This is a genomic window from Brachybacterium netajii (SeqCode) (assembly GCF_054114245.1).
In genome coordinates, this window is the sequence record NZ_JBSYXB010000005.1 from 109,211 (window position 1) to 120,057 (window position 10,847).

At 73.3% G+C, this 10,847-nt stretch carries 7 protein-coding genes; 6 read left to right on the forward strand and 1 reads right to left on the reverse strand.

The window, feature by feature from the left end:
- Positions 1-200: 200 nt before the first annotated feature.
- The 5 genes from ACXET9_RS11220 (at position 201) to ACXET9_RS11240 (ending at position 8,058) form a co-directional block, all read left to right on the forward strand.
- Positions 201-2,243, forward strand: a complete 2,043-nt coding sequence (locus tag ACXET9_RS11220; RefSeq protein ID WP_457886678.1) for an HSP90 family protein — start codon at positions 201-203, stop codon at positions 2,241-2,243.
- A complete protein-coding gene (locus ACXET9_RS11225; RefSeq protein ID WP_457886679.1) occupies positions 2,240-5,176 on the forward strand; it encodes a hypothetical protein in 2,937 nt (978 codons plus the stop codon). Before ACXET9_RS11220 ends, ACXET9_RS11225 begins: the two co-directional genes overlap by 4 nt.
- Positions 5,177-5,352: 176 nt before the next feature.
- Complete coding sequence (locus ACXET9_RS11230; protein WP_457886680.1) at positions 5,353-6,465, forward strand: methionine ABC transporter ATP-binding protein; 1,113 nt, start codon at positions 5,353-5,355, stop codon at positions 6,463-6,465.
- A complete protein-coding gene (locus ACXET9_RS11235; RefSeq protein ID WP_457886681.1) occupies positions 6,462-7,169 on the forward strand; it encodes a methionine ABC transporter permease in 708 nt (235 codons plus the stop codon). The genes ACXET9_RS11230 and ACXET9_RS11235 overlap by 4 nt, the downstream gene beginning before the upstream one ends.
- A gap of 37 nt (positions 7,170-7,206) precedes the next feature.
- Complete coding sequence (locus tag ACXET9_RS11240; protein ID WP_457886682.1) at positions 7,207-8,058, forward strand: MetQ/NlpA family ABC transporter substrate-binding protein; 852 nt, start codon at positions 7,207-7,209, stop codon at positions 8,056-8,058.
- A 78-nt stretch (positions 8,059-8,136) separates the two neighbouring features.
- Here the strand turns inward: ACXET9_RS11240 and ACXET9_RS11245 are convergent, their stop codons facing one another.
- Entirely contained in the window at positions 8,137-9,366 is a 1,230-nt protein-coding gene (locus ACXET9_RS11245) for an endo-1,4-beta-xylanase (protein ID WP_457886683.1), read from the reverse strand.
- A 175-nt stretch (positions 9,367-9,541) separates the two neighbouring features.
- On the opposite strand from ACXET9_RS11245, the gene ACXET9_RS11250 reads away from it, so the two are divergent.
- Positions 9,542-10,840 carry a suppressor of fused domain protein gene (locus ACXET9_RS11250; RefSeq protein ID WP_457886684.1) on the forward strand — a complete coding sequence of 433 codons (1,299 nt, stop codon included), beginning with the start codon at positions 9,542-9,544 and terminating at the stop codon, positions 10,838-10,840.
- The last annotated feature ends 7 nt before the right edge of the window (positions 10,841-10,847 follow it).

Sequence of the window (10,847 nt, forward strand, 5' to 3'; positions counted from 1 at the left end):
TTCCTGCCCGGAGCCCCCGCCTTCCTGCCCGGAGCCCCCGCCTTCCTGCCCCGGAGCCCCCGCCTTCCTGCCCCGGAACCGCCGCCTGCCTGCCCCGGAACCCCCGCCTTCCTGCCCGGGGCCCGCCCCGCCCTTCCCAGCGCACCCATCCTCCGGACTCTGGGAGCTTTCTGTCGGGGTGGGACCGTAGTCTCCTGCGGGTGACTTCCGCAGCACCCGAACACCGTCCGTTCCATGTCGACCTCCGCGGGGTGGTCGACCTGCTCAGCCGGCACATCTATTCGAGCCCGAAGGTGTTCCTGCGCGAGCTGCTGCAGAACGGCCGCGATGCCGTGCGCGCTCGCAGCGAGGTGGATCCGTCGGCTCCGGCGGGGGTGCTCGAGATCGAGCCTGCGGCCGAGGGAGCGCCGTTCGTGTTCCGCGACAACGGCGTGGGGCTGACCGCCGACGAGGCGACCGAGCTGCTGGCGACCGTCGGCCGCTCCTCGAAGCGCGACGAGCTGCTGCAGGCGCGCCGTGCCGACTACCTCGGCCAGTTCGGGATCGGTCTGCTGAGCTGCTTCATGGCCTCGGACCGGATCGTGGTGCGGTCGCGGTCCGCGCGGGGCGGGGCTCCGATCGAGTGGGTCGGCGAGGCGACGGGGTCGTTCCGGATCCGTGAGCTGTCGGAGGCGGAGGCGGCCGGTCTCGCGGTCGGCACGGAGATCGTGCTCGCGCCGCGGCCCGAGGACTCCGGTCTGCTCGAGGCGGAGATGGTGACGGCGCTCGCCCGCCGGTACGGCCGGTTCCTGCCGCTGGACGTGCGCGTGCGCCGGTCCGCCGCCTCCTCCGGCGCACCCGCCGCCGGGAGCTTCGAGCTGATCACCACCCCGCCGGTCTTCCTCGAGGCCAGCCCCGGCACCGGCACCGGCACCGGCACCAGTCCCGGCACCAGCACCGGCCCCGGCCCCGCCGCCGGCCCCGGCCCCGCCGCCGGCCCCGGCCCCGACGCCGACGCCCCCTCCGAGGAGCTCCTGGCGCTGGGCACCGAGCTGCTGGGCCGTCGGCCCCTGGACGTGATCCCGCTGGAGGTGCCGGGGACGGGCACCCGCGGTGTCGCCTTCGTGCTGCCGTATGCGCCGCCGCCGGGGGCGCGGCAGGCCTCGACCGTGCATCTGGGGCGGATGCTGGTTTCGGACAGTCTCGAGGGGATGCTCCCGGACTGGGCGTTCTTCGTGCGCTGCGTGATCGACACCGACGGTCTGACGCCGACGGCGTCCCGCGAGGGGTTCGTCGAGGATCTGCTGCTCGAGCACACGCGCGAGCAGCTGGGCGCGGCGGTGCGCGGCTGGGTGCTGCGGCAGGCGGTGAGCCGGCCGTGGCGCTTCCAGGAGTTCCTCGCGGTGCATGAGCTCGCGCTGAAGTCCCTCGCCGTGCATGACGACGAGCTCGCCCGCATCGTCGTCCCGTGGCTGAGCGTGGAGACCTCCGCGGGGCAGACCCGCCTCAGCGCCCTCGCCGAGCAGCATGACGTGCTGCGGTACACGGAGACGGTCGACGAGTTCCGTCAGATCGCGGCGATCGTCGACGGCGCCGCGCCCGTGATCAACGGCGGCTACGCGTACGACGCCCCGCTGCTGCGCCGTCTGCCGGAGCTGATGGACGTCCGGGTCGAGCGCGTCGGCGTCGGCGAGCTGCTGGACGACCTCACCCCGCCGCCGCTGGCGGACCGGTCCCGGGCCTTCGCGCTCGAGGAGCGGGCGACGGCGGCGCTGCGGGGCGTCGGCTGCCGGGTCTCGACCCGCGGCTTCCGTCCCGCCGAGCTGCCGGCGCTGTGCGTCGTCGACCCCGAGGTCGAGCGGCGCATCGAGCGCGACACCGCGCAGAGGATCGCCGGCGAGGGGATCTGGGGTGCGGTCCTCGGTGACGTCAGCTCCCTCATCGAGGCCCGCCGCGCCGACCAGGGGCGGGAGGCGGAGGCTGTGCGGCTGTGCCTGAACTGGACCAGCCCGCTCGTGCAGCGCCTCGCCGGCCTGCGCGATGACCTGGTCTTCGAGCGCACGGCGAGCCTGCTGTACGTGCAGGCGCTGCTCGCCGCGCACCGCCCGCTGAGCGCGGCGGACCGCCGCCTCCTCACCACCGCCATGACGGACCTGGTCACCCTGTCGGTCGGCATCACCGGCGAGCTCGACGCGCTCGCCGACGACGCCACCGACGACCCCTCATCCCCGCGCGATCGCGCCGACCGGAAGGACCCCCGATGACGCAGCCCCGAGGCCGCGAGGCCGCCGAGATCACCGCCCTCCTCGAGGAGGCGGAGACGATCCCCTTCGGCCCGCAGGAGCAGAGCCTGCTGAAGGAGGCGGCGCGCCGCGCCGACGACGCCGGCGAGGAGGAGCTCGCCTACCGGGCCCGCATGCTGCTGACGCCGTCGGCGCACATGACCGGCGACACCGACACGATGATCTCGTCGTTCGGCTGGTGCGTCGGCAAGCACGATCAGGATCCGGTGCGCTTCCCGATCGATCCGGGCGTCCACACCGACCTGCTGTTCCAGTTCAAGTGGATGGCCTCGCGCCTGGCCAGCAACAGCGCGTTCCCGCGGGAGCGGGTCGAGAGCGTCCACGTCGACATGGAGCGCCGCTACCGGGAGGCCGGGGTCGGCATCACGGGCGTGCTCCAGTCCCGGCACGAGGCCGCCCTGCTGATGGGCGATGTCGAGGAGGCCGGCCGGCTGATCGTCGAGCGCAACACCCATGAGCGCGATGCGTACTCGCACTGCGAGGCCTGCGTGCGCGCCGACGACGCCTCCTACGCCCAGCTCACGGGCGATGACGCGGAGGCGATCCGGCTCTGGGAGGAGATCGAGGAGCAGGGGCTGACCTGCGGCGAGGAGCCGGAGTACGCGCAGGCCGACATCCTGCTCGCGCTGCTGCGCGCGGGGCGCGGCGAGGAGGCCATCGCGGTCCACGCCCGCAGCTACCGGGCCGCCCGCTCGAACCCCGACGGCCTCGTGATCATCGCCCGCCATCTCGCGTTCTGCGCGGTCACCGGGAACCTCGACCGCGGTCTGCAGCTGCTCGAGCGCCATCTCGGCCTGCTGGCCGTCGACGCGTATCAGGAGGCGAACCATCTGGAGGGCCTCGCCAGCATCGGCGTCCTGCTGGACGCTCTCGTCGACGCCGGTCACGCCGACGCCCCGGTGCGCGGCTCCGATGATCCGGCGCTCGAGCCGCTGCTCGGTCCGGCCGACGGGCCCCGCACCGTCGCGCAGCTGCGCGACCTGGCCTGGGCCGGGGCCGACGCGATCGCCGCCCGCTTCGACGCCCGCAACGGCAACGACCGCTTCGCCGGGGTCGTCGCCGCCAAGCGCGCCCTCCGCGAGGTCCGCTACGCGCTGCCCTTCGGCAGCGAGGTCTTCGCGCCGACGGTCGCCGCGAGCACCCTCCCGACGGACGCCGACGGCTGGCTCGCCCGCGCCCGCCTGCTGCAGATCGTCGGCGACCTCGACGGCGCCCGCGCCGCCGTGGAGTCCGGTCACGGCGTCGCCGACGTCGCCCAGGCGCCCGTCCTGCTGCGCGCGCGCCTCCAGATCGCCCTGGCCCAGGGCGAGGCCGAGCGGGCGGAGGAGCTGCGCCGCGAGCTCGTCGACGCGCATCGCGCCGCCGGGCAGGTGGAGCATGCGGCCGCCGTCGAGAGCCTCGGCACCGCCCTGTTCGACCCGGCCGACGGGGAGTCCCTGGACAGCCTCGGGGACGCGCTCCTGAGCGCCCGGGACGGCGACCTCTCGGCGCAGCTGCTCCTCGCGATCGCCGCCACCCTGCAGGTCCGCGCCGCACGCGCGGAGGATGCGGCCCTGCAGGCGCGGATCGCCGGCGACGAGGAGGAGGCCGACGCGCACGACGAGCGGATCGCCGCGCTGACCGCCGACTGGATCGCCCATGCCGCGCGGGCGCGCGAGCTCGTCTCGGCCGAGGACCCGCACGGCCTGTTCGTCGGCACCCTCCGCTCGCAGCTGCGGGCGCTGCTGTCCGCCGAGCAGGGCGATGACGCGGCCGTCCTGATCGCGGAGCAGCTCGCGGATCCGCGCGCGGCCGGGCAGCCGCTGTTCGACGTGCTCGAGTCGGCCGCGACCCTGCACGGCTCCCGCGGCGAGTTCGCCGAGGGCCTCGCGCTCGCCGACCGGGCCCTCGGGGAGGCCCTCGCCGTCGACCAGCCGCTCGCGGCGGCGCGCGCCGGCCGTCTGAGCGCGCTCCTGCTGAGCGACCTGGGGCAGGTCGACGAGGCGATCAGCCGTCTCGGCTTCACCCTGCGCCAGCTCGAGCGGGCCGAGGAGACCACCACCGGGGTCCGCTTCCTCCTGGGTCGGATGCAGTCCGCCGCCGGCCGCCACGACGAGGCGCTCGAGAGCTTCGAGAGCGTCTACCTCGAGGAGCGCGAGCAGGGGGCGCCGCCGCTGGCCGTCGCCGAGACCGCCCTCGCCCTGGGACATGAGGCCGAGTCCGTGGGCGAGATCCGGATGGCCTACGGGACCTTCCAGGAGGCCCTCGAGCTCGCCGAGGAGGGCGAGGACCCGGCCATGGGTGCCCAGGCCGGCCTGGCGCTGGGCGCGATGCTCGCGCGCGGCGGCTTCGACGGGGCCGTCGAGACGCTCGACCGGGCCGTCGAACTCGCGGAGACCGCGCAGCGCCCCGATCTCGTGTGCGAGACGATCCACCAGCGCGGCCAGGCCCGTGCCGCCGGGGCCGGCAGCCCGGCCGAGCTCGCCGCCGATCTCCCCGCGATCCTCGCGGACCTCGACCGGGCGATCGGGATCGCCCGCGAGCAGGGAGGAGGCTGGACCGAGGCCGACGTCCTCGACTCCCGCGGCCAGATCCTGCTGAGCGCCGGGGACCTGGATCGCGGCATCCCCGCCGCGCTGCAGGCGGCCGACGCCTTCGCGGCCGTGGGCGATGTGACCTCGGCCTGCCGTGCCGAATGGCAGACCGGGCGCCGCCTCGCCGAGGCCGGCCGCCCGGAGGAGGCGGCCTCCGTGCTGAGCACCTCCCTCGAGCGCTGCGAGGAGGGCACCGGCGTCTGGAACCAGATCGCGGTCGTGCTCGCCGACGTCTACGACACCCTCGGGCGCGGATCCGAGGCCACGCAGCTGCGCGCCGTCGCCGGCGGCGCCGCGGAGGACGGGCCGACGGGCGTGTGAGTCCGAGGGGCGAATGAGTCCGAGCGGCGAATGAGCCCGACGGTGCCCGCGGTCGCGGTGACCGCGGGCACCGTCCCGTGACGCCGTGCACTTCGCGACCAGCGGTGCTGTGACGTTTGTTTCCGTCTGTGAACGAGAGCCCTGCAGGGGCCCGGTCGGATGCTTCACTGCTGAGCGTGATAACGCTCGACGGACTCCGCAAGGTCTTCCCCGCGCCCGGTGGGGGAGACCCCGTCGTCGCGCTCGACGGGATCGACCTCCATCTCGGGGCCGGCCGCATCCACGGCATCGTCGGGCGATCGGGCGCCGGCAAGTCCACGCTGATCCGCTGCCTGACGGGGCTGGAGAAGCCGACGTCGGGCCGCGTCGAGATCGACGGGACCGACATGGCCGCGCTCGAGGGCAAGGCCCTGCGCGCCGCCCGTCGCAGCATCGGCATGGTCTTCCAGCACGCGAACCTGCTGGACTCCCGCACCGCCGCCCAGAACATCGCCCATCCGCTGGAGATCGCGGGCGTGCCCCGCGCGCAGCGGGAGGCGCGGGTCGCCGAGCTGGTGGAGCTCGTCGGCCTCAGCGGGCGCGAGCACAACCATCCCGCGCAGCTGTCCGGCGGGCAGATCCAGCGCGTCGGCATCGCCCGCGGCCTCGCCGCCGAGCCCCAGGTGCTGCTGTGCGACGAGCCCACCAGCGCGCTCGACGGCGGCACCACCCATCAGATCCTCGATCTGCTCTCCGACCTGCGCGAGCGCCTCGGCATCACGGTCGTGATCATCACCCACGAAATGGCGGTGGTGCGCGAGGTCTGCGACACCGTCACGCTGCTGCAGAACGGCCGGATCACGCAGACCGGCGACCTCGTCGACGTGGCCGCGGACCCCCACGGCCCGCTCGCCGCCGAGCTGATCCCGCTGCCGCCGGCGCCCACCGGCATCAGCGCCACGATCGTGGACTGCGACTACGGATCCACCTCCGCCCTCGGCACCAGCGAGGACCTCATGCGGCTGGCCCGCGAGCACGGCGCCGAGCCGACGCTCGTCGCCGGGACCATCGAGACCATCGGCGGGCGCCAGGTCGGGCGCGTGCAGCTCGCGCTGCGCAACTCCTCCGGCGCGCCCATCAGCGCCGCGGGCCTCGAGCGCTATCTCGCGGCCCTCCGGGAGGCCGGTGTGGTCGCCCGCGAGGCGGCCCCCGCCCGCCGCTCCGCCGCGTCGGCCGACGCCGCCTCGTCGGCCGGACCCGCGGCCGACGATCCGACCCCCCGCACGGACGACGAAGAGGCCTCCGCATGATCGAGACCCTGCAGGAATGGCTCCAGAACCGCGCCTTCACCACCTGGACCGGCAACGGGTCGCTGTGGTGGAGCGTCCTCGTCACGCTCTACATGACCGCCGGGACCATGCTGTTCACGGTCGTGCTGGGCCTGCCGCTGGGGATCGCGCTGTTCGAGACCGAGCGCTCGCAGAGCCCGCTCGTGCGCAGCGTGAACCGCGTCGTCGGCTTCGTCGTCAACGTGCTGCGGTCCTTCCCCTTCTTCATCCTCATCATCGCGCTGATCCCGCTGAGCAAGGAGCTGCTGGGCCGGTCGACCGGTCCGAACGCGGCGATGCTGGCGCTGGTGATCGCGGCGGTGCCCTTCGCGGCCCGGCTGTTCGAGCTGAACGTGCGCGAGATCCCCGCCGGGAAGATCGAGGCGGTGCAGATGATGGGGGCGAGCCGCTGGCAGGTGATCCGTCAGGTGCTGGTCCCCGAGGCGCTGCCCGGCATCATCGGATCGATCACCACCACCACGATCGCCGTCATCGGCTACACCGCCATGGCCGGCTCGGTGAACAGCGGCGGCCTCGGCCAGCTCGCCTACAACCGCGGCTACACCGGCTACCAGAACGAGATCATCGTGGCCACGGTGATCCTGCTGGTCCTCATCGTCATCATCGTCCAGTTCCTGGGCTCGCGGCTCGCCCGTGCGGTCGATCACCGCGCTCGCACCGCCTGACCCGCCCCGACCTATCCCCATCCTCGAGGAGAATCCCATGCACAGCATCGATCGTCGTTCCCTGTTCGCCGCCGGCGGCGTCGGCCTCGCCGCGCTCGGCCTGGCCGCCTGCGGCTCCGATGACGCCGAGACCAGCGCCCCCACCGAGGAGGGCGGCGTCACCACGATCCGCGTGGCCGCGACCCCGCTGCCTCACATGCAGATCCTCCAGTTCGTCGCCGACAACCTCGCCGCCGACGCGGGCCTCGCGCTCGATCTGCAGGAGCAGACGGACTACAAGGTGCCCAACCGCCTCCTCAACGACGGCGAGGTCGACGCGAACTACTTCCAGCACCTCCCGTACCTCACCACCGAGATCGAGGAGAACGGCTACGAGCTGACCCCTTTCTCCGGGATCCACATCGAGCCGCTGGGCCTGTACTCCGACTCCCTCGGCAGCACCGACGAGATCTCCGACGGCGCCTCGATCGCCGTGCCGAACGATCCGACGAACCGCGGTCGCGCGCTCGCGCTGCTCGCCGACAACGGCCTGCTGACCCTCGCCGACGGCGTCGAGCCGACCGAGGCCACCCCCGAGGACGTCTCCGAGAACCCGCTGAACCTGACCTTCGAGGAGGTCGACGCGGCGCTCATCGCCCGCACCCTCAGCGACTACGACGCCGCCGTCATCAACGGCAACTACGCCATCGAGGCCGACCTGGTCCCCTCCGAGGACTCCCTCGCGATCGAGTCCGGCGAGGACAACCCGTACGCGAACATGCTCGTCGTGCGCACCGCGGACGAGGAGAACGAGGCGCTGCTGAAGCTCGACGAGCTCCTGCACTCCGAGGACGTCCGCTCCTTCATCGAGGAGACCTACGCCAACGGCTCGGTCATCCCGGCCTTCTGATCGGCACGGCCTTCTGATCGGTCCGACGGGGCCGACGCGCGGTGATCCCGTGCGTCGGCCCCGTCGTCGTCTCCGGGATCAGTCGTCGATCGTGACCCCCGAGGCCTCCGCGAGGGCGTCACGGACGGCGAAGTAGGCGGGCTTGCGCGTGTAGTCCTCCCACAGGACGCAGGCGGCGCCCTGGCCCTCGAAGGCCACCGGCACCCACGAATAGGTGTCGACGAAGCCCCAGATCGTCAGCGAGTCGCAGTCCTCGACGGCGAGGGCGGCCTCGGTCGCCTGCCGGTAGTAGTCCGCCTGGGTCGCGAGCTGCTCGTCGGTCGGCACGGCGCCCTCGGCGAGCGGCATGCGCACGTCCAGCTCGGTGATCGCCGTGTGCAGGCCCAGGTCGGAGAAGCGCTGGAGGTTCGCCTGCAGGTCGCCGGGGAAGCCGTACTGGATGCTCAGATGCCCCTGTGTGGAGAAGCCGTGCACGGGGACGCCGTCGGCCAGGAGGTCCTGGACGAGCGCGTAGTAGGCGTCGGACTTGGCGTTGATGCCGTCGACGTTGTAGTCGTTGACGAACAGCAGGGCGTCGGGGTCGGCCTCATGGGCCCAGCGGAAGGCGTCGGCGACGATCCCGATGCCGAGCTCGCGGATCCAGATGTTCGCCTGGTCGCGCAGCTGCGCGTCGTCGTCGAAGATCTCGTTGGCGACGTCCCACTGGTAGATCCGTCCGCGATAGCGGCCGACGACCGTGCGGATGTGGTCCTCGAGGATCGCGCGCAGCTCCTCGGCGCCGAAGCCGCCGTCGGTGAGCCAGGACGGGTTCTGGTTGTGCCACAGCAGGGTGTGGCCGCGGACCTCCTGGTCGTGCTCCTCGGCGAAGTCCATGATCGCGTCGGCCTCGTCGAAGGCGTAGGTGTCGCGGGCGGGCCGCAGCGCATCCCACTTCATCTGGTTCTCCGCCGACAGCGAGGTGAACTCGCGGCCCAGGAGCTCGCGGTAGGTCGCGTCGTCGGTGAATGGCGGCGGATAGTCCTGGCTCGTGTGGTGGCCGCCGCCGGCGACGGCGGAGCCGATCCGGAAGCGGCGGCCCGCGGCCTTCGCGAGGGTGTCGGCGTCCGCAGGGCAGTCGCCCGCCCGTCGGCCGCGCAGACCGTTCTTCCGACCGTTCCCGTTCATGGATCCCTGTCCGCTCCCGGAGCCGCCGCCGCGGCCCCGTCCCGATCGTGAGGAGCCGCCGCCGTCGGCGACGGCGGCGGTCGGTGCGGCCACCGCGGCGGCGGTGGCGAGAGCGGATGCTGTGAGGACCTGTCGGCGCTTCATGTGTCTCCCTTGACATCGTGAGCGAAAAGTTTCATAAGCTTTCAGTTCCGAGGGGGACTCTAAGCGGCCCTCCGGGGAACGTCAAGCACCTGCGGAGATGTCCGATCCGGCCCGGGCTGCTGCGGTACCGGGCGTTCGGCGGGCGCGCGGCGGGCGTTCGGTTACGGTTCTGCGCATGGGAATCCTCGACATCTTCCGACGCCGCTCCGCGCCCGCCGCCTCGTCCTCGCCGTCGGCGGTGTCCGTGTCGTCGGATCCGACGTCGGCCGACGACGCTGCGACGTCCGCGGCCTCGGCGCCGGGCGCTGCGGCGCCGACCGGCGATGACGCGCCCGGCTGGGAGGCGATCACCGCCGCCGCCGAGGCGGTCCACCCCGGGCAGACGTCCCCGCCCCATGCCGCGGCGACGCTGCCGATGGCGCTCGGCGGGCCGGATGCGCTGTACGGGGTGAGCTTCTACCGTCAGGCGGAGTCGGCGCCCCATTGGCATCTGGTCTCCTACGGCCTCAGCGACCTCTTCTCCGGCGAGGTCGTCGAGGATCCGGAGCAGGAGTCCGGATGGGGCCTGGAGCTGACGATCCGCGTCGCCGATCCCGCGGCGCTCGAGGCGGACGCCGAGCCCCCGATCTGGGCGGCGTCCCTGCTGCAGAACCTCGCGCGCTACGTGATCACCTCGAGGCGCATCGTCGCACCGGGGGACCAGTTCGATGTCCGCGGACCGATCCGGGTCGATGATCCGACGGCGCTGAGCGCACTGCTGTTCGTCGAGGACCCGCAGCTCGGCACGCTCCGCGCACCGGCGGGGAGCGTGCGCTTCGTGCAGGTCGTCGGCGCGACCGCCGAGGACCTCGAGGACGCCCAGCGCTGGTCGACCCCGGGGGTGCTGGGCCTCCTCGCGGACCGCGACCCGATGCTGGTCACCGACCTCTCCCGCCGCAGCGTCCGGGATCTCCCGGGGATGGCGGAGCGGATCGCCGAGGGGATCCGCACCGAGGGCTCCTCGACGCTCGTCGCCGCCGTCCAGATGGTCGAGATCGGCGAGGTCGGCGAGTTCGGTCAGGGCGGGCCGGGTCCGCGCGTGAGGATCACCCTCGGGGCGACCGCTGTCGAGCCTCTGCACCGGCTGCTCTCCGGCCGCATCGCGCACGGCCGTCCGGGCCTCCTGTCCGGGCCCGAGCAGAGCCTGATGCTCCTACCGGTCACGCCCGGAGCCGACGGACCGGATGCCGGAGCCGACGGGCCGGACGCGGCGGCCGACGGGTTGGACGCGGCGGCCGACGGGCGGGGCGCCGGAGTGCGGATCACCGAGCATGGCGCGGATCTGCGGGTCACCCCCGAGCTCGCCGCTGAGCTCGCCGCCGTCGTCCGGCCCGTCGCGGGGGAGTATCCGCTGTCCGCGGTCGACGCCGTCGTCGTGGTCGTGCCCTCGCCGATCCGCGACGAGGCGGGGAACGTGGTGCGCACCGTCGGCTGACTCGTCT